This is a genomic window from Nonomuraea antimicrobica, assembly GCF_039536965.1.
GTDB lineage: Bacteria > Actinomycetota > Actinomycetes > Streptosporangiales > Streptosporangiaceae > Nonomuraea > Nonomuraea antimicrobica.
Map to the genome: position 1 here is coordinate 4,948 of NZ_BAAAZP010000144.1, position 24,361 is coordinate 29,308.

Genomic DNA, 24,361 nt, shown 5'->3' on the forward strand with positions numbered 1-24,361 from the left:
AGGGCCGAGCCGGGCGAGCCACCCGGCACCCTGGCCGGGATGAGCGGCCTGTACGCGCTCATCGGCGCCTTCCTCGTGCTCTCGGCGCTGCTCCCGGCCCGCCGGCGATCTATCCTGGACAGGTGAGCGGGCGGGATCCGGATCGGCGCAGGGCACTGCTCGACGCGGCCGACCGGGTCATCATGAAGGAGGGCCCCGAGGTGTCGATGGCGGCCATCGCCGCCGAGGCGGGCATCACCAAGCCCATCCTCTACCGCCACTTCGGCGACAAGCACGGCCTCTACCAGGCCCTGGCCGACCGCCACGTACGCACGGTCATCGCCCAGCTCCGCCCCCGCCTGGCCGCCCCAGGAGCCCGCGATGGGGCCCGGGGCGGCGGTGCGGCCGAGTCGGGGGCCGACCTGCGCGGCAGGGCCGGGGCGGCCATCGGCGTCTACCTCGACCTCGTCTCGGCCAACCTCAACCTCTACCGCTTCCTGTTCCATCGGGCCGGCGCCGAGGACAGCCGGGTCCGCTCCCACATGACCGCGCTGGTCCGCGGCCTGGGGGAGGAGCTGGGCGCCGTGCTGACCGCCGAGCGGACGGTGCCCGACCCGACGCGCGCCCAGGTGCTCGGCCACGCGTTCGTCGGCATGGTGCAGACCACCGGAGACTGGTGGCTCGACCATCCCGAGGTCGACCGCGTCCAGGTGGTGGAGGGCCTGGTGGACGTGATCGTCGCCGCGCTCACCCCCGGAGCGGCCCGGCACCCGCCGCCCCCGGTCACGGCTGAGCGCCCCGCACGACGGCCACCGGCCGGGGGTCACGGATAGCCCTGCCGCTCGCCCAGCAGCCGCAGCAGGTCCCACTCGTTCTCGCACACGCGCCGCCCGATCGCCGCCAGCTCCACCGACGCCGCCCCGCCGCGCAGGTGCCGCATGGTCCGCATGACGCAGATGACCCCCCACTTCAGCACGCCGAACGTCTCCCACCACCGCAGCGCCTCACGATCGACGGCCTGTCCTCCGGCCTCCTCGTAGGCGTGCAGCAGCTCGTCGTACGCGCCGAACCCGCCCACCGGCAGCCGCTCGCCGAACCGCCACGCCTTCACGCACAACCACCCCAGGTCCTCCAGCGGGTCACCGGAGTGGGCCAGCTCCCAGTCGAGCACCGCCCTGATCCCCTCGGGCCCGACGATGAGGTTGCCGTTGCGGAAGTCGCCGTGCACGACCGTGTGCCGGCGTCCCGGCGGGCGCGTGGCCGCCAGCCGCCGCAGCGTCAGCTCGAACACCGGGTGCGGCTCGCCGAGCGCGTCCAGCGCCTCCCGCCAGCGCGTCAACGGGTCCGGCGGCTCCTCCCGCGGCCCCTCCCACCGCAGCGCCGACAGCGGCATGCGGTGGATGGCGGCCAGCGCCTGGCCGCACTGCCGGGCCAGCCGGGGCCGGGCCGCCGCGTAGGCGTCGTCGCGCAGGATCTTGCGCGGGATCGTCTCGCCGGGCACGCGGGTCATGAGGATGTACGACTCCCCGCACGCGACGATCCTGGGCACCGGCACCCCCGCGCCCGCCGCCGCCCGCATCAGCCTCGCCTCGGCGGCCAGCCCGAGGCCCGCCTCCAGGGGCGCGACGGGAGAGTCGAGCCGCAGGATCAGCTCGTGCCTGCCCCCGTCGCCGGTGAGCACGTCGAGGGCCCAGGTCTCGCGTGAGGCGCCGCCGGGCAGCCGGGCGCTGGACGTGATCTCCGTCCCCGTCCCGAACGTGTCGAGGACGATCGCGTGCGGATCCGTCATCGCAGGCCGGACTCCCGGGCGTCGCCGGCCGCGCACACGCCCGGGACGCGCCGCCCGATGGCGAGCCCCTGCCCGCGGACCGGCCGGACGCCGTCGGCAACCGCGATGCCCATGAACAGATCCCATCCCGAAACCCCGGCGCCGGTCAACGGTCTCAGGGCAGCCAGCTCACCTTGCCGTGCAGGAAGGCGTACCCGACGAAGGCGACGACGTCGATGAGCGTGTGCGCCACGACCAGCGGCATGGTCCGTCCCCACCGCTGGTACATGCGGCCGAACAGCAGCCCCATCACCACGTTCCCGACGAACCCGCCGAACCCCTGATACAGGTGGTACGACCCGCGCAGCAGCGACGACACCACCACCGCCTTCCACGGCCCCATCCCGGCCTGCCCGAGCCGGTGCAGCAGGTAGCCCGCGACCACCACCTCCTCCAGCACGCCGTTCTGGGCCGCCGCCAGCAGCAGCACCGGCACCTGCCACCACACGTCGGGCAACTGCCCGGGGACGACGGTCAGGTTCACCCCGGACGCCCACACCGCGAGGTAGAAGGCCAGCCCGGAGCCGCCGATCACGGCCGCCAGCACCGCCCCGCGCAGCAGGTCGCCACCCGGCCGCCGGAAGTCGGCGCCGATCGTCCGCATCGACTCCCCGGACCGCACCATCAGGTACGCCACCAGCCCCACCGGCGCCACCGCGATCGCGATCTGCGCGAGCTGCAGCGCCAGGTCCAGCCAGGGACGGCCGGGCGCCATCGACCCGACGAGCACGGCCTGCTGGCCCTTCAGCTCGCGCGGGGCCGTGAGCGCCCCGATCAGCCGCAGGAACGCCATCAGGGCGCTGGCGCCGAGCGAGACCGACAGCACGACGAAGATCTCGGCCCTGATGAGTTTCGGCCCGAGCACCGGGGACGGCGCGAGGGGGGACTCTGTGTGCATGGCCGCAGACTAGTCCTTACATGATCGGACGCGAATAAGTCCCAACAAACCGCCCGCCCGTGCTAAGGAGATCCTGTGACGCGCACCGACCCCCACGACGTCCCCACCGCGGCCCAGCTCGTCTCCGCCGTACGCGGCTTCCTCGAGACCGACGTGCTCCCGGCCGTCGAGGGCCGGGTCCGCCACCACACCCGCGTCGCCGTCAACGTGCTGGCCATGGTCGAGAGGGAGATGAAGCTCGGCCCCGCCCAGGCGGAGGAGCACGCGGCCCGCCTGGCCGCCCTGGGCGTGGCGGACGACGCCGAGCTGGCCGCCGCCGTCCGCGAGGGCCGGATCGCCGACGACGCGCCCCTGCTCGAAGCCCTCGAACAGGCCGTACGCGCCAAGCTGGAGGTGGCCAACCCCGCCTACCTCACCGACTGAGCCCTCACCGACTGAGCCCTCGTCCGGCGGGGCCGGGCGGCCCGCCCCCGGCGGACAGGGGACGGGCCGCGCTCCCGAAGGGTCAGTGGGAGCCGGTCGGGTCGCCGTCCTTGACGGCCGGGTCGCGGTCATCGGCGGCCGGGTCGCGGTCCTCGACCTTCGGCTCGCCCTCGTCGGCGAAGTAGTCGTCGCGCGCGGTCGCGTCCTGCCCGTCGGCCACCTTGGCGGCCCGGAAGACCAGCGTCCCCACGGCCGCGACCGCCAGGTTGACGATGAGCGCCAGGAACCCGGCGTAGATCGTCATCTTGGTGTCGAAGCCCAGGTTCGACAGCGCGAACGCCGAGCCGCCGAAGTGCTGCTTGCCGGTCGCCGGGTTCGGGATGAGGTACAGCATCCACATGCCCGCCGCCAGACCGAGAGCCCAGCCCGCGATCAGGCCGCCCTTGTGGAACCACCGCGTGTACAGGCCCAGCGCCACCGACGGCAGCGTCTGCAGGATGATCACACCGCCGATGAGCTGCAGGTCGATCGAGAACTGCGGGTCGAGCAGCAGGATGCACAGCACCGCGCCCACCTTGACCACCAGCGACACCAGCTTGGAGACGTTGGCCTCCTGGGCGTCGGTGGCGTTCTTGTTGAGGTACTCGCGGTAGATGTTGCGGGTGAACAGGTTCGCCGCCGCGATCGACATGATCGCCGCCGGGACGAGCGCGCCGATGCCGATCGCCGCGTACGCCACGCCCGTGAACCAGTCGGGGAACATCTGGTCGAACAACACCGGCACGATCGTGTTCGTGTCGGTCTTGCCCCCGGCCGTGACCGGCTTGGTGCCCGCCGCGATGGCCATGAAGCCGAGCAGCGCGATCAGGCCCAGCACCAGGCTGTAGGCGGGCAGCGCCGACATGTTGCGCTTGATGACGTTGCGGTTCTTGGAGGCCAGCACGCCGGTGAGGCTGTGCGGGTACAGGAACAGGGCCAGCGCCGAGCCGAACGCCAGCGTCACGTACTGGAGCTGGTTGCCGGCGTTCAGGATGTAGCCGTCGGCCGGGTTGGGGGTGGCGTCGAACTTGGCCTTGGCCGCGTCGAAGATCGAGTCCCAGCCGCCCAGCCTGGCCGGGATGTAGATGACCGCGGCGAGGATGACGATGTAGATGAGCGCGTCCTTCACGAACGCGATCAGCGCGGGGGCCCGCAGGCCGGACTGGTAGGTGTAGGCGGCCAGGATCGCGAACGCGATGATGATCGGCAGGTGCCCGGTGATGCCCATCGCCTTCAGCACCGCCTCGATGCCGACGAGCTGCAGCGCGATGTACGGCATCGTGGCCACCAGCCCGGTGATCGCGATGGCCAGCGCCAGCGTCGGCGACCCGAACCGGGCCCGTACGAAGTCGGCGGGGGTGACGAACCCGTGCACGTGCGAGACCGACCACATCCGCGCCAGCACCAGGAACACCAGCGGATAGACCACCACCGTGTACGGCAGCGCGTAGAAGCCGAGCGCCCCGGAGCTGAACACCAGGGCGGGCACCGCCACGAAGGTGTAGGCGGTGTACAGGTCGCCGCCGATCAGGAACCAGGTGATCCAGGAGCCGAAGCTGCGCCCGCCCAGGCCCCACTCGTTGAGGCTGGCCAGGTCGTCGGGCCGCCGCCAGCGCGCGGCCACGAATCCCATGCCGCTGACGAGCAGGAACAGCGCGATGAAGACGACCAGCTCGGTCGTGTGCCCGCTCACTTGGTCATCCTGTAGACGATGGTCGTGGACACCACGCCCACCGCGATGAACGCGATCTGCAGCCAGTAGAAGAGCGGGAAGCCGAACAGGCGCGGCTCGTCGGCGTTGAACAGGAACGTCAGCAACGGCAGCACGATCGGCAGGACCAGCAGCCAGTTCCACGGGCTGCGGTCGGTGCGTGGCTGCCCGGGTTCCCCGGTAGTCATCGACCCTCCGATGAGTGGATCAGAAGCCGGCTGTCACCGGATCCTGACTTCTTGTCAAGGGAGGAGATTAGCTTTACGGGGGTATTAAGCCCAATGTCCTGGATGTTACGGTTTGGGGTAAATATCGAGATGTTGTCTCGACATGTGAGACGCCGTGATCGGGCGTATCGATCGCACCCTAACGACGCCCACGGCGTTGACGGATCCTCGATCGGCGAGTGGTCGCTTACCCGCGCCGAACGGTCGGCTCCACGGGCCCGCCGGCTCAGTCGTACAGGCGGGCCATGCGGGCGGCGGCCTCCGCGGTCATCGCCCGCAGCTCCGGCGGCCCCAGCACCTCGGCCTCCGGCCCGAACCGCAGCACCTGCGAGAACGCCACCGGCACCGACTCCACTCCCAGCCGCACGGTGCCGTCGGGCTGGAGCGAGTCGAGCGCGTCCGCCAGCGCCGCGGGCTCGGCGATGTGACGCAGCATGCGCACGCCCCGCTCGGTGAGCCGCAGCGTGATCACCTCCCGCAGCAGCGACCGCTGGAACTCGGCCGACTGCTCGGCCCAGAAGGCCGCCAGGTCGAAGCCCGGCTCCCGGTCGAACGTGTCGTCCAGCACGGTGATCTCGCCGAAGCGGGGCACCCGGAAGATCAGCGTCCGGGTCTTCAGCCGGGCCACCAGATACCAGGCGCCCGCCTTGAGCACCAGCCCGTACGGCTCCAGGACGCGCGGCTTGTCCTTGTACACGGCCGCGACCCGCCGGTCGCTCCACACGGCCCTGGCCAGCGGCGCGAGGGCGGCGGGCGGCGGGGTGCCGCCGACGAACCAGCCCGGCGCGTCCAGATGGAAGCGCTGCGCCGCGGTCTCCGGTGCGTCGCGCAGGGCGGGGGAGAGCCCGGCGGCCGCCTTCAGCCGGGCCGTGGCCGCCACCTCCTGCAGCCCCATCTCGCGCAGCGCCCCCGGCACCCCCGACAGGAACAGCGCCTCGGCCTCGGCCCGGTCGAGCCCGTTGAGCCGGGTACGGAAGCCGTCCAGCAGCCGGTAACCGCCGCCCCGCCCCCGGTCGGCGTAGACCGGCACGCCCGCCGCCGACAGCGCCAGCATGTCGCGGTGGACCGTGCGCTCGGAGACCTCCAGCTCCTCGGCCAGCTCGGCCGCCGTCATCCCGCCACGGCCCTGCAACAGCAGGACCAGCGACATCAGCCTCGACGCGCGCACGGCGGCGGCACCACGGCCGAAGGCGGGTCGGGGGAGCGGAACACCTCGGCGTCGGCGGGCGCCGTCCAGCCACCCGCGCCGGGATCGGCGTCGAGGGACCGCAGCCGCACGCGTCTCATGTACCAAGGAGTAACAGATGCCGCCCGATGCTCGGTACCCCGAGGACGTCCGCCGCGCGCCGGCCGAGCCCGGCCGCGACGCGGGAAACGGGCCCGCCCCCCAGCCACAGGGGACGAGCCCGCTCACTCACCGGGCCCGCTCAGCCATGGGCCCGCGCACCTACGGGGTCGCCCGGTCGGGGCGCTCGGTGATGCGCAGCGCGTTGACGATCGTCGCGCCCTCCCGGGTCGCGAACCGCACGTTGAGCTGCCCGTCGGTCACCTTCACCGTGTACTGCCTGGACACCGCCGTGTACGTGCCCGCCTCCAGGGCCAGGTCGAGCGCCGGGATCGCCAGTTGCCCCTCGACCAGCACGTCGAAGACGCGCTTGCCCATCTGCGTGTTCCTGATGTCGGCGAAGTCCAGCTCCACCGTGTACGTCCCGGCGGGGACGCCGTCGAACCGGTACTCCAGCATCGACTCCCTGGCCGTGCGGAACAGCGTCTGGTCGGCGGTGCCCGCGATGGTCCTGGACGTGCTGTGCGTACGGTTCTGGGTGGCCACGTAGCCGTGGCCGCCCTGGACGTACTTCTTGTCGGCTGTCCAGGTGTCACCGGCGGCGTCCACGGCGTTCCTGGTCGCGCCGGCGTCGATGGCCACCTGGTGCTTGGGCACCACGACCGTCACCGTGATCTCGATGGTCGGCTGCCGCCCGCTGGCGGACTTGACCAGCAGCTTGCCCGTACGGAACGTGCCCGGCGCCACCCCGGCGCTCGACACCGCCACGTTCAGCGTCGCCTTCTGCCCCTTGGCCAGCTCGCCCGCCGTCGGCGTCACCGTGAACCACGACTCGCCGCTCACTGTGTACGGCGTCGCCGTGCCCAGGTTCGTCAGCTCCACCGTCCGCGTGCGGTTGGCGTCGGCGGGCAGCACCACGGTCAGCTCCCCTACCGACGCGCTCACCCGGCCCGTGACCAGCGCCGTGTCGATCCGCGTCACCGAGGCCGCGGCCACCGTGACCGGCTGGGTGAAGGTGCCGTAGTGCTCCTTGGCCACCTCGACCTCGTAGTCCCCGGCCAGCACCTGGCCGTAGAAGGCGCCGTCGGCGCCGGTGGTGAGCGTGGCCACGTCGCCCACCTTCACCGTCGCCCCGGCGACCGGGTCGCCGTCGTTGGCGTCGGTGACCTTGCCGGTGACCAGGCCGTGCCGGCTGGCCCGGAACGCCAGGCCCTGCCCGGTGGACAGCACCGGCTCGTTGAAGGAGTACATCAGCGCGTCGTTCCCGGCGGCGTTCTCGATGCCGATCGTGGCCTCGGAGCCCCGGTCGCGCGCGCTCTCGATGTCCTTGTACCGGAAGGCGATCGAGCCGTCCTCACCCAGCAGCGCCGCGAACGACACCCGCTGGGCCGTCTCGCTGTAGAAGCTGACGTTGCGCCACTCCACCACGAACGTCCGGTGCGGCGCGGTGCCCGTCACCGCCGTGTACACCCCGGCCTGCGCGTCCACCACGAGGTCGTCCCAGTACGGGTAGAGCGCGTTGTTGGGCGTGCCCGTCGTCGGCAGCCGCCCGTTGCTGCCCGTCGTGACCCGGTCGGTGGCGAACGTGACGAACCCGTTCGTGCCGATCCACGCCCTGCCGTATCCGGTGCCGTAGTACGGGACCGGGAACGGCAGCGTCACCTGCACGGCCTCGTCGTCGCCGGTCAGCGCCAGCTTCTCGGCGCCGGACGGGAACTGCTGCGCCCCGACGGAGCAGGTGTAGCCGAAGTTGTCGCCGCGCAGCGGCAGCTCGATGTCCTGGACCACGTCGCCGGTCACGGTGACGGCCGCCCTCCCACCGCTGGAGCAGCGGGAGGCGGGGGTCACCACCAGCTCGTACGACCCCTGCGGCAGCGTCAGCCGGTAGCGGCCCGACGCGTCGGTCACCGCGCTCGCCGGTGTGCCGGAGGCGGCCACGGTCGCGCCGGGCTCCGGCGTGCCCGCCGTGGTGACCGTGCCGGAGACCGTCCCGCCCGGCAGCACGGTCAACGGCACGTCGGCCGTCGCGCCCTGGTCGGCGGCGATCGTGACGTCCGCGGCGGCCGGCTCGTAGCCGAACCGCTCCGCGGTGAGCCGGTAGTCGCCCGGCAGCAGGCGCGGGATGGCGTACCTGCCGTCCGCGCCGGTGACCACGGTACGGGTCAGCGGCCCGGTGACCGTGACCGTCACCCCCGCCAGCGGCTCGCCGCCCGAGGTGACCACGCCGGACAGGTCGCCCAGGCCCTCCTCAGGAGCGGCCAGCACGGCGGCGTGGGCGTCGAGCCGGCCCTCGCCCCACACGTTGTTGTCGGCCGCGGTGCCGCCGCAACTGGTGTCGGAGACGTCCACGGCGGTGGTGTCCAGCAGCGGCCTGGTGGCGGCCACGTCGCCCTGCAGGCGCGGCGCGGCCGACCAGATCAGCGCCACCGTGGCCGCCACGTGCGGCGAGGCCATCGACGTGCCGGTGTAGCTGTCGTAGTCGTTGCCCGGGGTCGAGGAGCGCACGTTGACGCCGGGGGCGGCGATGTTCGGCTTGATCTCGCCGTTCTCGCCCTCGCCCTTGCTGGAGCGGGAGTACAGGGCGTTGTTGACGTCGAAGGCGCCCGCGCTGTACGAGGTCACGTACTGGCCGGGCGAGCCGCTGGTGCGGCAGGCCGGGCCCTCGTTGCCGTTGGAGAAGGCCGGGAAGATCCCCGCCGCGACCCACGCGTCGACGACCTCCTTGTAGAACGGGTCGAACCCGTTGCCGCCCCAGGAGTTGTTGACGATGTCCGGCGCCAGGTCGGGGCGCGGGTTCTGGCCGTTCAGGTCGGTGGGCCGGACCACCCACTCCCCGGCCGCCAGCAGGGAGGCGTCGGTGCAGGTGTTGACCTCGCAGCCCTTGGCCGCGATCCACTTCACGCCGGGCGCCACGCCGATGCCGTTCGCGCCGGCCATCGTGCCCATGGTGTGCGTGCCGTGGCCGTTGTTGTCGCACGGCGCAGGGCTCGAGCAGACGCCCGCCGGGTCGAACCAGTTGTAGTCATGGGTGTAGGAGCCGTCGGGGTTCCTGCCCCGGTAGCTCGCGGCCAGGTCGGGGTGGTCGAACTGGACGCCGGTGTCGATGTTGGCGACCACGATGCCCTCACCGCGGTTGCCCAGCTCGTCCCAGACGCGCGGCGCGTTGATCCGGTCGATGTTCCACTCGACGGCGTTGATCCTGGCCTGCGCAGTGCCCTGGACCGGCTTGGGGAGCGAGACGGTGCGGATCGGGTCGATGCGGTCGACCTCCGGCAGCTTGGCGATCTCGCCGGCGAGCTTCTCGTCGGCGGTCACCTTGACCGCGTTGACGATCCAGTAGGGGGTGTAGTCGGCGTTGCGGGAGTCGAGCAGCTTGCGCAGGCCCTCCTGAGAGGTCTTGGCCTGCTCTTCCTTGGCCTCGAAGACCATTTCGGCCTTCGTCTCCTTCGCGACGGCCCGGCGGGCGCCGCTCAGGTCGGTGCTGCCCTTCATCCGGACCCAGAAAGTGGCCTTGTCGTCCTGCGCGAGCCGCGCTTGGACGGTCGCGTCGATCTTGCCGGGGTCTGGCGCCGCCTGCGCCGCGGTGTGCGGGGCTAACAGACAGGCGGCGGCGATCCCGGCCAGGATCGCGCGCCAGCGAGGGGTGTGGGGCACTGGCTCTCCTTCACGACATCGTGAGAGGTGATCTTTACGTCTCTGCCGAGAAGGGTGAAGAGATCTTGTCGGGAAAGCAATAGGTGTCGTGAAACGTTACTTAGCCAGTCGAATCGAAATCTGGTCGGCTGAAATGTCGCCATATGCCGTGGTCAGGTCTTTTCCCTTTCGCCGGGTACCGCCCGGTAGCCGACCTGCCTCATGACGGCCGCCAGGTAGGCGGCGATCCGTTCGGGGTCCTCGTCGTCGGGATAGGTGCTGACGTGGTGCACGACCGCCGCGGTCAGCATCTCCTGCAGCACGTCGAGGTCCACGTCACGGGGGAGCCGTCCGAGGTCGCGGGCCTGGCACAACATCGCGCGCACCATCGCCGCCCGCCGCCCGCCGTTGACCATCCGGTAGGTGGACACCAGCTCGGGGTAGTCGTCGCGGCTGCCGAACAGGCGGCGCAGCAGGCGCCGGTGGCGGGGGACCGCCAGGTACGCCGCCCAGTCGCCCAACATGTGCTCCACGTCGCGCCACCCGGTGAACTCGGGGTCGTGGTCGTGGTTGGCCCACTCCAGCGTCCGTACCAGCATGGCCGTCTTGTCCGCGAACCTGCGGTAGACCGTCGCCCGCGTCACCCCCGCCCGCCTGGCCACCTGCTCGATGCTGGCCTGCTGCGCGCCCTGCTCGATCAGCACGTCGAGCGCGGCGGCCATGATGGCCAGGTCGGCCTCCTGGCTGCGCGGGCGGCCCGCCGGGCGTGTGGTCATGGCGCGTCCCAGGTGACGGGCAGCCGGTGCACGCCGTAGATGAGCATGTCGGTACGGAGCGGCACCTCCTCAGGCGCCACCGCCAGGCGCAGCGACGGGAACCGGGCGAACAGCGCAGGGAAGGCCGCCCGCATCTCCACCCGGGCGAGCTGCTGGCCCAGGCACTGGTGCACCCCGTGGCCGAAGGCGACGTGCCCGCCGCCCGCCCGGCCCAGGTCGAGCTGGTCGGGGTCGGGGAAGCGGCCGGGGTCGCGGTTGGCCGCCTGGATGGAGAGCGTGACCGTCTGCCCGGCCCTGACCAGCTCGCCGCCCAGCTCGACGTCCTCCAGCGCGGTGCGTACGAGGAAGGGCACGATGCTCAGATACCGCAGCAGCTCCTCCACCACCTGCTCGGCCCGCTCCGGCTCCGCGCGCAGCACGGCCGCCTCCGCCGGGTGCCGCAGCAGCGCGAAGGAGCCCAGCGCGATCATGTTGGCGGTGGTGTCGAGACCGGCGCCGAGCAGCATGAACCCGATGTTGGTCAGCTCCTCGTCGGTCAGGTCGCCGCCGGTCAGCCCGCTCAGCAGGTCGTCGCCCGGCCGCGCCCGCTTGGCCCCCACCAGCTCGCTCATGTGGGCCCGCATCGCCAGGTACGCCGGGATCTTCTCCTCCTGCGGGAGGTCCGCGCGCATGAGCGTGGCGCTCTGGGCCATGAACGACGCGCGGTCCTCCTCCGGCACGCCGAGCAGCTCGCAGATCACCACGGCCGGGATCGGCGCCGCGAACGCCGCCACGAGGTCGGCCGGCGGGCCCTGCCGCTCCATGGCGTCCAGGTACCGCGTGGTGACCTCCCCGATCCGCTCGGTGAGCTGCCGCATCCTGCGCACGGTGAACTCCCCGGTGAGCAGGTGGCGGTAGCGGGTGTGCTCCGGCGGGTCGGTGGAGACGAACATCCCGGGCGGCGCGGGCTGTGCGGGCGCACCGCCCGGGCCGGTGGGCAGGTGGCGCAGCTCCGACCGCGCGCTGAAGCGGCGGTCGGCCAGCACCTCGCGCACGAGGGCGTGGGAGGTGACCAGCCAGCCCACGTGCCCGTCGGCGTAGGTGAGGGGGGTGACGGGGCTGCGCCCGCGCAGCTCGGCCAGCTCGGTGGGCGGGTCGAACGGGCCGGGCCGCCCGGTGGGCAGTGCGATCGCCTCGGTCTCCGTCATCGGGGTCTCCTTTCGACCGGCGAGTACACAAATACAGTACAGCTCTGTATTGCAATCCGCGCACCGGCCCCCCGGGAACCCGGGGTCACCGCGCGGGGGTGGCGGGTCGCGTTGCGCGATCATGGTCCGGCGGTTAACCTGGGCGGTATGCGAAGTCACGCTCAGCTCCAGTGGTGGCGCCGCTCCTAGGCGGCGCGTGTTTCGCATTCCTCAACGGACGGCCGCCCCGGATGGCGGCCTTTCTCGTGTCCGCCCCCGGGGCTCGATCATTTGACGTGGTGAAGGGGCAGGAAGTGGAGACGAGCGGATATACCACCGCCGGGGGCATCGGCGTCGAGCGCGAGACACGCGAGGTGGACGAAGCCGCCCTCGAAGAGATCGTGACGTCCCTGGCGGAGCGGCGCGGCGGCGCCTTCTCCTCCGGCATGGACTACCCGGGCCGCTACAGCCGATGGGCCTTCGGCTACGTCGATCCGTGCCTGGAGCTGGTCGCCAAGGGCCGCACCATCGCAGCGTCCGCACTCAACGAGCGCGGCCGGGTCGTGCTGCCCGCCATCGCCTCCTGCCTGCTGGCCGCGGGCAAGCCGGTCACCGAGCCCACGGCCGACCGCGTCGAGGTGCACGTGCCCGAGCCCGGCCAGGATCCCGACGACCTGCTGCCCGAGGAGATGCGCAGCCGCCGGCCCACCGTCTTCACCGCCATCCGCGAGGTCATCGCCGCGTTCCGGGGCGACGACCCGCACCTCGGGCTCTACGGCGCCTTCGGCTACGACCTGGCCTTCCAGTTCGAGCCCATCCGGCAGGAGCTGGCGCGCCCCGACGACCAGCGCGACCTGGTGCTGCACCTGCCCGACCGGATCGTGGTGATCGACCGGCAGCGCGAGTCCTGCGTCGAGCACCGCTACGAGTTCGTCGTCGACGGCACGAGCACCCGCGGCCTCGAGCGCACCGGCGACAGCGCCGCCCCCGTCACGCCCGCCGAGCTGCCGCGAAACCCGGCGAAGGGCGAATACGCCAAGGTCGTGGCCGCCGCCAAGGAGAAGTTCAAGCGCGGCGACCTGTTCGAGGTCGTGCCCGGCCAGGTCTTCCACGCCGCCTGCGCCGACCCGCCCGCCTTCTACCGCGGCCTGCGCAAGAGCAACCCCGCCCCGTACGAGTTCATCATCAGCCTCGGCGAGGGCGAGCACCTGGTCGGCGCCTCGCCCGAGATGTACGTACGGGTCAGCGGCGACCGCGTCGAGACCTGCCCCATCTCCGGCACCATCGCCCGCGGCAGCAACCCGGTCGAGGACGCCGAGGCCATCCGCACCCTCCTGTCGAGCATCAAGGAGGAGTCGGAGCTGACCATGTGCACCGACGTCGACCGCAACGACAAGTCGCGCATCTGCGTCCCTGGCACCGTCAAGGTCATCGGCCGCCGCCAGATCGAGCTGTACTCCCGCCTGATCCACACGGTCGACCACATCGAGGGCAGGCTGCGTCCCGAGTTCGACGCCCTCGACGCCTTCCTCACCCACATGTGGGCCGTCACGGTCACCGGCGCACCCAAGACGTGGGCCATGCAGTTCATCGAGGACCACGAGGCCACCACCCGCCGCTGGTACGGCGGCGCCATCGGCTTCATCGGCTTCGACGGCTCCATGAACACCGGCCTGACCCTGCGTACCGCGCAGATCAGGAACGGCGTGGCGACCGTCAGGGCCGGGGCGACCCTGCTGTTCGACTCCGACCCCGAGTCCGAGGAGCGCGAGACCGAGCTGAAGGCCAGCGCCCTGCTCGGAGCCCTGGCCGCGGTCAACCAGCCCGACACCGTGCCCGTCGCCGAGCCCAGGCCGCAGCCGGGCCAGGGCATGAAGGTGCTGCTCGTCGACCACGAAGACTCCTTCGTCAACACGCTGGCCGACTACTTCCGCCAGGAGGGCGCCGACGTCGTGACGCTGCGCCACGGCTTCCCCGCGCACCTGCTCGACGAGATCGCGCCCGACCTGGTGGTGCTCTCGCCCGGCCCCGGCTGGCCGACCGACTTCGGCATGTCGGCCCTGCTGGAGCAGATCTACGCCCGCGACCTGCCGGTGTTCGGCGTCTGCCTGGGGCTGCAGGCCATGGTGGAGCAGGCCGGTGGCACGCTGGAGCTGCTCGACTACCCCGAGCACGGCAAGCGCGGCCGCGTCTCCCGGCTCGGCGACGGCGCGCTGCTGGAAGGGCTGCCGGAGGAGTTCACCGCGGCCCGCTACCACTCGCTGCACGCCAAGCGGGCCGGGGTCGTCGGCTTCACCCCGACCGCGCTGACGCCCGACGGCAACGTCATGGCCATCGAGGACACCGAGCGGCGGCGCTTCGCCGTACAGTTCCACCCGGAGTCGATCCTGACCCAGGAGGGCGGCGCGGGCGCGAAGGTCATCGCGAACGTCCTGCGCCTGGCACGCAGATAGGAAAAACCCGGGCGGGAGCGTGCGGGGCCCCCTAGAGTCTCCGCATGCTCCCCGTAGACCTTCCCGACACGGTGCGTGACGCGCTGCTGGCCCCGCTCGTCGACCACCACTGTCACGGGGTGCGCCGCGACGACCTGGGCAGAGCCCAGTTCGAGCTGCTCATCGGCGAGGGCGCGGGCCTGGCGCCGCCGGGCACCACCCACTTCGACACGCCGTTCGGCGCGGCGGTGCGCCGCTGGTGCGCGCCGCTGCTCGACCTGGAGCCGCACGCGCCGCCCGCCGTCTACCTGGCCCGCCGGGCCGAGCTGGGTGCGGGCGAGGTCAACCGGCGGCTGCTGGCCGGTGCGGGCGTGGTGGCGTTCCTGGTCGACGGCGCTCAAGAGGACGTGCAGGGCGACCGCTCAGGGGAGTTCCCCGAGGCGGCGGAGCTGCTGGGCGCCGCCGAGATGGGCCGCCACGGCGGCGCCGCCGCCGACGAGCTGGTACGGATCGAGCGGATCGAGCGCGACGTGGCCGAGACCGCGCAGCTCGCCGTCGACTACCTCGACGACCTCGGCGAGGAGCTGGCGGTCAGGGCCGCCAGGGCGGTCGGACTCAAGACGGTCATCGGCTCCCGGTACGGGCTCGACCTCGACCCCGTCAGGCCGTCCAGGGGCGCGGTGATCGCCGCGGCCAACCGGCGCCTGGCCGACCCCAAGGAGCGGCTGACGGACCCGGTCCTGCTGCACTACCTGCTGTGGAGCGCGGTCGACGTGGCCAGGGAGCGGGGGCTGCCCGTGCAGTTCCACACCGGGTTCGGCGGGCCGCCAGGGCGTGGGGCGGCCGAGCCGTTCCGTGCCGACCCGGCCAGGCTGACCGCGTTCGCGGGGGCGTTGCAGCCGCTCGGCGTGCCGATGATCCTGCTGCACTGCTACCCGTTCCACCGCCAGGCGGCGTACCTGGCCGGGGCCTTCCCGCACGTGTACGTGGACGTCGGGCTCGCGCTGCCGCACACCGCCGCCGCCTCGGCCCGGGTCGTCGACGAGCTGCTGGAGCTGGCGCCGTTCCACAAGCAGTTGTTCAGCTCCGGCTGCCGCGGCCTGGCCGAGACCGGCTACCTGGGCGCGCTCTACCACCGGCGCGCGCTGGCCGCCGCGCTCGGGTCGCGGGTGGCGGCGGGGGAGTGGAGCGCCTCCGACGCCGCCAGGGTCGCCCACATGATCGGCTCGGGCAACGCCCGGCGCGTCTACCGCCTGTGACCTGGCTGCCCGGACGCGCCGTAGGATCGTCGGAGGCAGGGGTGCCGAGTCGCGCGCGACGGCGCGACCTGGTTTGCTTGGGCCGTCACACTCCCAACCGTCACACTGCCGAACCGAGCGGGGGCTCCCCATGCGCACTGTCGAACCCGAGGTCTTCATCGTCGCCCGTCCGGCGCTCGACTACGACGAGCTGGCCCGCTACCTGGGCGAGGTCGGCGGCGAGAGCTGGCTGGAGCGGCTCGACCGCGGTGATCTCGACGCACAAAACCTCGCCGAGTTCGCCGGCCGGCTCTGCTACCGCTCGTTCGAGCCCGGCCTCAACCCCAACGTGGTGCGGATCCGGGAGAACCAGGACGAATACCTGCGCAACATCCTGGCCAGCGCCCACGGGTCGGTGCTCGAACACGTCAGCTTCAGCTTCGTCCTGCACAACGTCAGCCGCGTGCTGACGCACGAGCTCGTACGCCACCGGCCGGGCGTGGCCATCTCGCAGGAGTCGCTGCGTTTCGTCCGCCTCGACGAGCTGCCGTTCTGGTTCCCGGAGTGGGCCCGCGAGGACGACGAGCTGATGAAGCGGGCCACGGCCGTGCTGGAGCAGCTCGAGCAGTTCCAGCTCTGGATGGCCGGGCACTTCGGGCTCGACGAGGAGGGCGTGAAGTTCTCCGAGAAGAAGCACCGCACGTCGTTCATGCGCAGGTTCGCCCCTGAGGGCGTGGCGACGGGGCTGGTCTGGACCGCGAACGTGCGCACGCTGCGGCACACGATCGAGGCCCGCACCGCGGCCGGGGCGGAGGAGGAGATCCGGATGCTGTTCCAGCGCATCGGCGAGCTGATGCGCAAGGAGGCCCCCGCCCTCTTCGGCGACTACGTGGTCGAGGACGGGGCCTGGGTCCCGGGCTGGCGCAAGGTCTGAGCCCTCCCGGGGGTGCTGAGAGGCGCTAGGCGAGCGCGGGGAGCACGTAGACCTCGGCGCCCGGAGGGAGGGCGCAGTCGAGACCGCCCACCCCCCGGGCGTTCTCCCCGCACACGATCATGCTGATGTGCCGGCGGATGCGCCCGTAGTCGTCGCGCAGCCGCTCCTCCAGCATCGGATGCGTGCGCCGCAGCATGTCGAGGGCCGAGCCGAGCGTGGGCGGGGAGTCGCGGTCGGCCCCGACCGCGAACACCTTGACCTCCGTGCGCCCGCTCACCCACCTGCGCAGCGAGCTTGGCAGCACGAACACGACCATCGTCACCGGTCTGGCCATCGGCTAGAGCACCGCCGCACGCACGGTGAGCACGTCGGGCAGGTGGCGGCCGACCAGCGACCACTTCTCGCCGTCGTCGCGCGAGCCGTAGACCTCGCCGTCGCGCGTGCCGAAGAACACCCCCGCCTCCGACGCGGTCATCGCATCGCGCAGCACGGCCGCGTGGACCGGCCCCTCGGGCAGCCCCGCCGAGGACGGCTGCCACGACCCGCCGGCGTCGTCGCTGCGGTAGACCTGGTAGCGGTGGCCGACCGGCGTGCGGTCGATGTCGGCGGTCAGCGGCAGCACGTAGACCGTGTCGGGCCGCGACGGGTGCACCGCGATCGGGAACCCGAAGTCGGACGGCAGCGCCGAGCCGATGTCGCGCCAGCTGCCGCCGAAGTCGTCGCTGCGGTAGACGCCGAAGTGGTGCTGGAGGTAGAGCCGCTCGGGCCGGGACGGGTGCATGGAGACCTTGTGCACGCACTGCCCGAACTCGGGATACTGCTGCCCCTCCGGCAGGAACGGGGCCCGGATGTTCTTGTTGGCGGCCTCCCACGACATGCCGCCGTCGGTCGTGCGGTAGAAGCCCGCGGCCGAGACCGCGACGGCCAGCACGTCGGGGTCGGCAGGGTGGTTGACGATCGTGTGCAGGCACAGGCCGCCGCCGCCCGGCTCCCAGCGCTCACGGTGCGGATGCTCCCACAGCCCCTCGACGAGCCGGTAGGTGGCGCCCCGGTCTTCCGAGCGGAAGAGCGCGGCCGGCTCGACCCCGGCCCACACCACGTCGGGCTCGGACGGCGAGAGGGCGAGCTGCCACACCCGGCTGAGGGTCGCCCCGGTCTTCTCGGGGAAGGCGATCGGCGGACGCTCCGCCTCCTGCCAGGACTTGCCGAGGTCATCGGAATACATGACGGACGGGCCGAAGTGGCCGTATTCGATGCCGGCCAGCAGCCGGGGCGTGGTGCCTCGCGTGTCGATCGCCACCGAGTGCACCGCGACAGTGGAGAACCGGACCGGCTCGACCTCGAAGCCGCCCCCGCCCGTCGAGCGGGCGAGGAACAGGCCCTTGCGGGTGCCGATCGCGAGCACTGCGTCACTCATAGCATCGCTCCCATGTTCGCTTGCGGCCATCGTGCCACGTGGTGGCGACAGTTTCCGAGGACTGGGAGATTCCCGCGCGGGCGGCGCTTACCTGCCAGGTAATCGAGGCGCTTCCCTCCGGTGGATACGGTGGGTGGCATGGGAGCGGTTGCCGTACATGAGGAGTCTTTCGGTGAGTTGCTGCGGTCGTGGCGGCAGCGGCGGCGGGTGAGCCAGCTCGACCTCGCCATCGAGGCCGACGTCTCCGCCCGCCACATCAGCTTCATGGAGACCGGGCGGGCCCGGCCGAGCCGGGAGATGGTGATGAAGCTGGCCGAGGAGCTGGGGGTGCCGCTGCGGCACCGCAACAGGCTGCTGGTGGCGGCCGGGTTCGCGCCGGTCTACCCCGAACGGGAGGTACGCGCCCCCGAGCTGCGGGTCGTCCGCGAGGCGCTGGACAAGATCCTGGCCGGGCACGAGCCGTACCCGGCGCTGGTGGTGGACGCCGCCTGGAACCTGGTGGCGGCCAACTCGGCGGCCGGCATGTTCATGGAAGGGGCGCCGGCCGAGCTGCTGGCGGAGCCGGTCAACGTGATGCGCCTGTCGCTGCACCCGCAGGCCATGGGCGGGCGGCTGCTCAACCTCGCCGAGGTGCGGGCCTACCTGCTGTCCCAGCTCCGGCGGCAGGCCGAGGCGTCCGGCGACGGGCGGCTGGCCGAGCTGCACGACGAGCTGGCGTCGTACGCCTACCCGGGGGTGGACCTGAACGTCGCGCACGTGCCGGGGCCCGCCGACATCCTGGTGCCGCTGCGGATCGCGGACGGTGACCGGGTGCTGTCGATGTTCACGACGATCGCGACCTTCGGCACGCCGCTCGACGTGACGGTCTCCGAGCTGGCCATCGAGACCTTCTGGCCGAACGACGAGGCCACCGCCGCCGTGTTCCGCGAGGGACTCCAGCCGAAGCCCTGACGAAACGTTCTCCAAGGTGGCCGGATCGCTCCGGGGGCGGTGGCCGCCGGTCAGCGGGCCGTGGGCAGGAACGGCGACGGAGGGTCGCCGGTCGCGATGGCCGCGTCGATGGCGACCGTGGGCGGGTCTCCGCCCGTGATCGGCAGGCCGCCCGTCACCGTGTGCGTCCGTACGTTGAGCGACCCGCCCGAGGGCGCCGCCGCGACCGCGAACACCGGGAAGGCGTTGCCGCCCGGCACCACCGAGGTGGACAGGTAGTCGCCCGCCGTGCGCCCCTGGGCTCCGGCGGCCAGCCAGTCCACCGCCATCGGCCCGTGCAGCTCCACCGGCGCCGACCAGCTCGCCCCGCCGTTGGTGGAAGAGGTGTAGGCGACGGTGAGCCGGCAGGTCGCGGGCGTGCAGGCGGCCTCGGGCAACCGGTAGTACGCCACCGCGAGCCGCGCCCTGCCGCCCGCGCTCGCGCGGTCGACGCCCAGGCCGGGGATGAAGTGGTCGCCGCCGTCCTTGGTGACCCGCAGCACGTCGCCCCAGGCGGCGCCGGTCGCGGAACGGCTCAGCACGATGTCGTTGCCCGCGCAGCCGATCTGGAAGCGGCAGTCGTGCCAGGCGACGTACACGGTGCCGTCCGCGTCCGTCTCGGCCGACGGCAGCGGCGCGGCCCGCAGCCCGCCCGCCACCGGGTGCCGCTGCACGTACGAGACCAGCACGCTCTCGTCCCAGGTCGCTCCCCCGTCGCGGGAGCGGAACGAGCGGATCTCCCCGTCGTTGCTCAGGTACGGCACCACCACGGCACCGCCCGGTCGCACCACCGGCTGCCCGCCCAGCCCGGTGGCGGAGGTCTCGGTGACGGCCCAGGTCAGGCCGCCGTCGGAGGAACGGGCGACCTTGATCGCGTTGCCCGCGCCGTGGTCGTCGAAGACGACGTAGCACCGCCCGTGGTGCGGGCTGGCGGCGGCGTTGTCGCACACGGCCCAGCTCTTGTCCAGGTCGCCCCCGGAGGCGGCGGTGACCGGGGCGCCCCAGGTGAGCCCGCCGTCCGTGGAGCGGCTGACCAGCACCGCCGCCCCCGACACCGCGCCGCCCGCGCCGCCCGCGTCGTTGAGCGCCAGCGAGGAGACCAGCCACACGCCGTGCCGGGCGTCGAAGGCCACGGACGGGTCGCTGACCCGCGCGTACGGCCCCCCGCCGAACACCGTGAGCCCCGGCAGCACGCCCTTCGCCCACGTGCCCCCGTCGTCGCCGGAGGTCGCGAACGCGACGCCGGACGCCCCCGCGTCGTGGAAGCGGCCCGTCTGCTGCGCGGTCACGATGGTCGAGCCCCAGTGGAACGTGTCGGGCCCGGTCTGGGTGCCGTGCTGGCTGGTGGCGTTGGCGTAGGCGTCGGAGCCGATCTCGGTCAGCCGGACGCCCTCCGCCGAGGCGGAGGGACCGGAGGCCAGCAGCAGCGTCGCGGCCATGACGGTGACGAGTCCGCCGATTCCTCGGCGCCGGGCGGGGGATGGCACAGTCCACCTCCACTTGGCCCGCCTCCGCTTGGCGGGTCAATATCCAGATGGCACCGTCCGGCGCGCGCTGTCAACCTCCCCGCCCCGGACGACGCCTGTCTCCCACCCCCCTTTCCTCTCCCCGTCCGCGGGTCAGTGCTCGCCGGGGACGATGTCGCGGTGGATGCGGGCCAGCGGGACGCCGTCGGCCTGGAGGCGGCGTACCGTCTCGTTGACCATGGCGTGCGGGCCGCACACGTACACGTCGTGCTCGTCCCAGCGGTGGAAGCGCTGCACGACCTCGGGCAGGTGGCCGCGCATGCCGTCGTAGGCGGGCTGGTCCGACACCACCGGCAGCACCCGCAGCCAGGGGAACGACGACTCCATCCTGATCAGGTCGGGCAGGTCGTAGAGCTCGCCGGCGGTGCGGGCGCCGTGGAGCAGGTGGATGTTGGGACGGCGGCCGGAGGCGATGACGGACTCGACGATCGCCTTCAGCGGCGCCAGGCCCGTGCCGCCCGCCACGCAGAGCACGTCGCGCTCGCTCTGCTCGTCCGGCGTCATCGTGCCCATCGGCGGGCCCAGCATGAGGGTGTCGCCGATGCGGGTGTCCCTGATCAGGGTGGTCGAGACCCAGCCGCCGGGGACCGACCGAACGTGCAGCCTGATCGTGTTGTCGGGGCGCGGCGCGTTGGCCACCGAGTACGTCCGCCACACGCGCGGCCAGCGGGCCGTCTGCACGGTGACGTACTGGCCCGGCAGGTACGGCAGCGGCTGCGCCGGCCGCAGCGTGACCACCGCGATGTCCGGGTGGCGTAGCTCGTGGTCGACCACCTCGGCCGGCCACCAGGCGGGGGAGGTCCCCGCGTCCGACTCGGCCGACTCGATCATGAGATTGGCGGCGGCCGTGTACGCCGCCACCCAGGCCGCCTCGATCTCGTGGGTCCACACGTCCGCGGCGAAGCACCGGATGGTGGCCAGCAGGGCGTTGCCGACGGCCGTGTAGTGCTCGGAGAGCACGCCGTACTTGCGGTGGTCGCGGCCGAGCTGGCCGAGGAAGGCCGCGAGGCTGTCCGGGCTGTCCAGGCTCCACACGATCCTGGTCAGCGCGCTGAACAGGCGGTCTCGCTGGACGTCCATGGCCGGCGGGAACATGCCCCGTAAGTGCGGGTTCTCGGCGAACAGCCGGCCGTAGAAGTAGGCCGTGGCCTTGTCGGCCTGCGGCTCGACGACAGAGAAACTCTCTTTCACCAGGCGCGGATTCAACGACATATATCCAATCCCCACTTTTTGACCGGAGACAATTTCCGGTCCTCGTCGTTCACCTCCCTGACGCTCCGGGTCGCGAGCGCCGGACCCCTCCCCGGCATGCCCTGCGCTCGAAATCGAGTCTTACACCGCCGATGACGCGTCACAACCGTTTCCCCCAATACGGTGCGAAGCCCAACTATCGGTAGCGGTTTCGTGATTCTCCGCACGCTATGTGCACGGTATTTCGGGCGCCGAATGCGAATATCACTAATATTCGTATTCTTTGGGAGCGCGAGGTTCTTGGGAGACCTCGACACGGAGGGAACGCGCCGGGGTCAGGCGCGGCTGTCGTGCTCTTCCTGGGCGGCCAGGACGCCCGGCGTGGCGCGGGCGATCCACTCCATCAGCCCGCACAGGTGCCCGACCGCCTCCCGGCCGGCCGGGGTGAGGGAGTAGGTCACCCTCGGGGGCGTGGTGGGCTCCACGAACCGGTCGATGAGGCCGTCCCTGCCCAGCACCCGCAGGTTCTGGGCGAGCATCTTCTCGCTGATGCCGCCGATCGTGTCGCGCAGCCGGTGGAAGCGCAGCGGGCCGTCGTTGAGCGCGACCAGCACGAGCACGCCCCACCGGCTCGTGACGTGGTCGAGCACCTGCCGCCCTGGGCAGTCGTCCTTGAACAGGTCCGCGGCCTCCATGTTCGGAGCTTACCCCAAGGTACGTACTTACCAAGAGTAAGCTGCTGCCGTAACGTGGGCCGCATGACCACATTGACCGTCGACATCTGGTCCGACCTCGTCTGCCCCTGGTGCTACGTCGGCAAGCGCCGGTTCGACAAGGCGCTGGCGGCCTTCCCCGGGCGCGACCGCGTACGGGTGCGGTGGCGCAGCTTCGAGCTCGACCCCGACGGCAGTCGCGAGCCCTCGCTCACCCTGCCGGAACGCAGCAACCGCGATCTCGGGGGCGACCGGGCCGAGACCGACCGCCGCATGGCCATGCTCACCCAACTGGCCGCCGAGGAGGGCCTCGTCTACCGCCTCGACCGGGCCAGGGCCGTCAACAGCTTCGACGCCCACCGCCTGATGCAGTACGCCGACCGGAAGGGCAGGGGGGAGCAGGTGCGCGAGCGCCTGATGAGCGCCTACGTCGCCGAGGGGGCGATCATGTCCGACCTCGCCACCCTCGTCCGGCTGGCGGCGGAGGGCGGCCTGGACCCGGGCGCCACCCGGGCCGTGCTCGACGGCGACGCCTTCGCCGACGAGGTCAGGGCCGACGAGCGGCGGGCAAGGGAACTGGGCGTGTCGGGGGTGCCGACGTTCGTCTTCGGGGAGCGGTACGCCGTCTCGGGGGCCCAGCCGGTCGAGGTCTTCGCCGAAGTGCTCGGCCAGGCCCTGGCCCTCACCGAGGCGGGCGGGGGCCGGTGACGGCGGCCGGGTGAAAGCGGTTTCCGCAGCCTGCGCGGGGGCGTACCATCCGGCCATGGCAGTCCTGCATCCCAGGCGGGTCGCTTGGGAAGGCGCGCGAACGTTCGCCTTCGCCGCCACCACGGACGCCTACTGGTGGCTCAGCGACACGCTGGGGCACTACCTGGGGCTCATGTACCAGCTCCAGCTCTGCGAGACGCGGCTGCGGCTCCAGGCGGACGCCGACGCCCTGTACGCGGAGGCGGGGGCCTGGCGCGCCCGCCTCGACGCCCTCCTCGACGCCCAGCCGGGAAAGGCGGCCATCCTCACCCAGGTGATCGACGAGACCACCGCCCGTCTCCCCTGATCGCCGCCAGGCGTGGCGAGCGGGACCGGGGCCGCGCTCGGCCGGCTCCGCAAGGCCGGATGAGGTGGGCGGAATCGGGTGAGTCACCTGCCGGGGGAGGCAAAGGATGGGCGGGGATCTTTGGGATGGGTGACAAACCGGAAAGACTGTGCGCCATGATGGGGCATGCGACCGTCACCGCAGAACCTGCCGACGGCCGCAGGAACTTCTCCATGCCCCCCTGGAGGTCGCATGTCCCGACCGCTGATCGGTATCACCTCCTACTTCGAAGCGGCCCGCTGGGGCGACTGGGTGCGCGAGGCCGTGCTGTCTCCGCCGTCCTACGCCAAGGCGGTGGGGCGGGCGGGGGGCGCGCCGGTCCTGGTTCCGCCGCTCGGCCCGCAGGCGGCCGACGACTACGTACGCGGGCTGAAGGGCATCGTCCTGGCCGGCGGCGTGCCGGTCGGCGCCGACGCCTACAACGGCGAGCCGGACCCGCGCGCCCAGGAGCCGCAGGCCCAGCGCGACCGTTCCGAGCTGGCCCTGGCGCGGGCGGCCGTCCGCGCCGACCTGCCCATCCTGGCCGTCGCCCGCGGCATGCACGTGCTCAACGTCGCCCAGGGCGGCACGCTCATCCCGTGGCTGCCCGAGGTGCTCGACAGCGACCGCCACGCCGAGCCGGGGGGCGCCCACACGATCCAGGTCAGCGTCTCCAGCAAGCTCGGCAAGGCCGTCGGCGACCGGGTCGAGGTCAACGCCCCGCACCACCAGTCCGTACGCCGCCTCGGCACCGGCCTGCTGGCCGTGGCCTGGGCCGAGGACCAGATCGTGGAGGGCGTCGAGCTGCAGGGACACCGCTTCGGCGTGGGCGTCCAGTGGCACCCGGAAAGAGGGACCGACACCCGGCTCTTCGATGCGTTCATCGAGGCGGCCCGCTAGGCTG

The 24,361-nt window shown here is 72.2% G+C and carries 23 protein-coding genes; 9 read left to right on the top strand and 14 right to left on the bottom strand.

Translation table 11 applies throughout. The annotated features are described in order from the left end of the window. The first annotated feature begins 122 nt into the window (after window positions 1-122). Window positions 123-812 (top strand): TetR/AcrR family transcriptional regulator, encoded by a 690-nt coding sequence (locus ABD844_RS35610; RefSeq protein ID WP_344887855.1) that lies wholly within the window; start codon window positions 123-125, stop codon window positions 810-812. On the opposite strand, the gene ABD844_RS35615 is transcribed toward ABD844_RS35610, so the two are convergent. Together ABD844_RS35615 and ABD844_RS35620 are read right to left on the bottom strand one after the other, a co-directional pair. Beyond that, window positions 803-1,768 carry a phosphotransferase family protein gene (locus ABD844_RS35615; RefSeq protein WP_344887857.1) on the bottom strand — a complete coding sequence of 322 codons (966 nt, stop codon included), beginning with the start codon at window positions 1,766-1,768 and terminating at the stop codon, window positions 803-805. The genes ABD844_RS35610 and ABD844_RS35615 overlap by 10 nt on opposite strands. 154 nt (window positions 1,769-1,922) lie before the next feature. Next, window positions 1,923-2,705, bottom strand: a complete 783-nt coding sequence (locus ABD844_RS35620) for a CPBP family intramembrane glutamic endopeptidase (RefSeq protein ID WP_344887860.1) — start codon at window positions 2,703-2,705, stop codon at window positions 1,923-1,925. A 75-nt stretch (window positions 2,706-2,780) separates the two neighbouring features. Here ABD844_RS35620 and ABD844_RS35625 point away from each other — a divergent pair, with 75 nt between their 5' ends. Further along, complete coding sequence (locus ABD844_RS35625) at window positions 2,781-3,128, top strand: DUF6285 domain-containing protein (RefSeq protein WP_344887863.1); 348 nt, start codon at window positions 2,781-2,783, stop codon at window positions 3,126-3,128. A gap of 82 nt (window positions 3,129-3,210) precedes the next feature. Here the strand turns inward: ABD844_RS35625 and mctP are convergent, their stop codons facing one another. The 7 genes from mctP to ABD844_RS35660 form a co-directional block, all read right to left on the bottom strand. Continuing rightward, window positions 3,211-4,860, bottom strand: coding sequence for a monocarboxylate uptake permease MctP (gene mctP, locus ABD844_RS35630; RefSeq protein WP_344887866.1), 1,650 nt, complete (start codon window positions 4,858-4,860; stop codon window positions 3,211-3,213). Continuing rightward, entirely contained in the window at window positions 4,857-5,066 is a 210-nt protein-coding gene (locus ABD844_RS35635; RefSeq protein WP_344887869.1) for a DUF3311 domain-containing protein, read from the bottom strand. Before ABD844_RS35635 ends, mctP begins: the two co-directional genes overlap by 4 nt. A 265-nt stretch (window positions 5,067-5,331) precedes the next feature. Next, on the bottom strand, window positions 5,332-6,273 hold the full coding sequence (locus ABD844_RS35640) for a helix-turn-helix transcriptional regulator (protein ID WP_344887872.1): 942 nt from the start codon (window positions 6,271-6,273) through the stop codon (window positions 5,332-5,334). Next, window positions 6,255-6,392 carry a hypothetical protein gene (locus ABD844_RS35645; protein WP_344887875.1) on the bottom strand — a complete coding sequence of 46 codons (138 nt, stop codon included), beginning with the start codon at window positions 6,390-6,392 and terminating at the stop codon, window positions 6,255-6,257. Before ABD844_RS35645 ends, ABD844_RS35640 begins: the two co-directional genes overlap by 19 nt. Window positions 6,393-6,552: 160 nt before the next feature. After that, on the bottom strand, window positions 6,553-10,044 hold the full coding sequence (locus ABD844_RS35650) for a S8 family serine peptidase (protein ID WP_344887878.1): 3,492 nt from the start codon (window positions 10,042-10,044) through the stop codon (window positions 6,553-6,555). Window positions 10,045-10,196: 152 nt separating this feature from the next. Then, window positions 10,197-10,799: a TetR/AcrR family transcriptional regulator gene (locus ABD844_RS35655; protein ID WP_344887881.1), complete on the bottom strand. Its 603-nt coding sequence runs from the start codon at window positions 10,797-10,799 to the stop codon at window positions 10,197-10,199. Continuing rightward, window positions 10,796-11,986 (bottom strand): cytochrome P450, encoded by a 1,191-nt coding sequence (locus ABD844_RS35660; protein ID WP_344887884.1) that lies wholly within the window; start codon window positions 11,984-11,986, stop codon window positions 10,796-10,798. The genes ABD844_RS35655 and ABD844_RS35660 overlap by 4 nt, the downstream gene beginning before the upstream one ends. Before the next feature lie 293 nt (window positions 11,987-12,279). On the opposite strand from ABD844_RS35660, the gene ABD844_RS35665 reads away from it, so the two are divergent. The 3 genes from ABD844_RS35665 (at window position 12,280) to thyX (ending at window position 16,569) form a co-directional block, all read left to right on the top strand. Then, window positions 12,280-14,418, top strand: a complete 2,139-nt coding sequence (locus ABD844_RS35665) for an anthranilate synthase component I (RefSeq protein WP_344887957.1) — start codon at window positions 12,280-12,282, stop codon at window positions 14,416-14,418. A gap of 44 nt (window positions 14,419-14,462) precedes the next feature. Further along, the gene (locus ABD844_RS35670; RefSeq protein WP_344887887.1) at window positions 14,463-15,656 is read left to right on the top strand and encodes an amidohydrolase family protein; all 1,194 of its coding nucleotides are present in this window, start codon (window positions 14,463-14,465) and stop codon (window positions 15,654-15,656) included. 130 nt (window positions 15,657-15,786) lie between these two features. Next, the gene (thyX, locus tag ABD844_RS35675) at window positions 15,787-16,569 is read left to right on the top strand and encodes an FAD-dependent thymidylate synthase (RefSeq protein WP_344887890.1); all 783 of its coding nucleotides are present in this window, start codon (window positions 15,787-15,789) and stop codon (window positions 16,567-16,569) included. 25 nt (window positions 16,570-16,594) lie between these two features. Here thyX and ABD844_RS35680 read toward each other — a convergent pair whose 3' ends face one another. Both ABD844_RS35680 and ABD844_RS35685 read right to left on the bottom strand, forming a co-directional pair. Next, a complete protein-coding gene (locus tag ABD844_RS35680) occupies window positions 16,595-16,903 on the bottom strand; it encodes a ubiquitin family protein (protein ID WP_344887893.1) in 309 nt (102 codons plus the stop codon). A gap of 3 nt (window positions 16,904-16,906) precedes the next feature. Then, the gene (locus tag ABD844_RS35685) at window positions 16,907-17,986 is read right to left on the bottom strand and encodes a WD40/YVTN/BNR-like repeat-containing protein (RefSeq protein ID WP_344887896.1); all 1,080 of its coding nucleotides are present in this window, start codon (window positions 17,984-17,986) and stop codon (window positions 16,907-16,909) included. Between the two features lie 138 nt (window positions 17,987-18,124). Between ABD844_RS35685 and ABD844_RS35690 the strand changes: the two genes are divergently transcribed. Further along, window positions 18,125-18,937 carry a helix-turn-helix domain-containing protein gene (locus ABD844_RS35690; RefSeq protein WP_344887899.1) on the top strand — a complete coding sequence of 271 codons (813 nt, stop codon included), beginning with the start codon at window positions 18,125-18,127 and terminating at the stop codon, window positions 18,935-18,937. A 50-nt stretch (window positions 18,938-18,987) separates the two neighbouring features. On the opposite strand, the gene ABD844_RS35695 is transcribed toward ABD844_RS35690, so the two are convergent. The 3 genes from ABD844_RS35695 to ABD844_RS35705 all read right to left on the bottom strand — a co-directional run bounded on the left by ABD844_RS35695 (window position 18,988) and on the right by ABD844_RS35705 (window position 22,367). Further along, the gene (locus ABD844_RS35695) at window positions 18,988-20,442 is read right to left on the bottom strand and encodes a sialidase family protein (RefSeq protein WP_344887901.1); all 1,455 of its coding nucleotides are present in this window, start codon (window positions 20,440-20,442) and stop codon (window positions 18,988-18,990) included. 132 nt (window positions 20,443-20,574) lie between these two features. Further along, on the bottom strand, window positions 20,575-21,693 hold the full coding sequence (locus ABD844_RS35700) for a globin domain-containing protein (RefSeq protein ID WP_344887903.1): 1,119 nt from the start codon (window positions 21,691-21,693) through the stop codon (window positions 20,575-20,577). A gap of 314 nt (window positions 21,694-22,007) precedes the next feature. Next, window positions 22,008-22,367: a winged helix-turn-helix transcriptional regulator gene (locus tag ABD844_RS35705; protein WP_344887906.1), complete on the bottom strand. Its 360-nt coding sequence runs from the start codon at window positions 22,365-22,367 to the stop codon at window positions 22,008-22,010. Between the two features lie 63 nt (window positions 22,368-22,430). On the opposite strand from ABD844_RS35705, the gene ABD844_RS35710 reads away from it, so the two are divergent. The 3 genes from ABD844_RS35710 to ABD844_RS35720 all read left to right on the top strand — a co-directional run bounded on the left by ABD844_RS35710 (window position 22,431) and on the right by ABD844_RS35720 (window position 24,357). Then, window positions 22,431-23,093, top strand: coding sequence for a DsbA family oxidoreductase (locus ABD844_RS35710; protein WP_344887909.1), 663 nt, complete (start codon window positions 22,431-22,433; stop codon window positions 23,091-23,093). A gap of 55 nt (window positions 23,094-23,148) precedes the next feature. Next, the gene (locus tag ABD844_RS35715) at window positions 23,149-23,439 is read left to right on the top strand and encodes a hypothetical protein (protein ID WP_344887911.1); all 291 of its coding nucleotides are present in this window, start codon (window positions 23,149-23,151) and stop codon (window positions 23,437-23,439) included. Between the two features lie 231 nt (window positions 23,440-23,670). Then, entirely contained in the window at window positions 23,671-24,357 is a 687-nt protein-coding gene (locus ABD844_RS35720) for a gamma-glutamyl-gamma-aminobutyrate hydrolase family protein (protein ID WP_344887914.1), read from the top strand. Window positions 24,358-24,361: the final 4 nt, after the last annotated feature.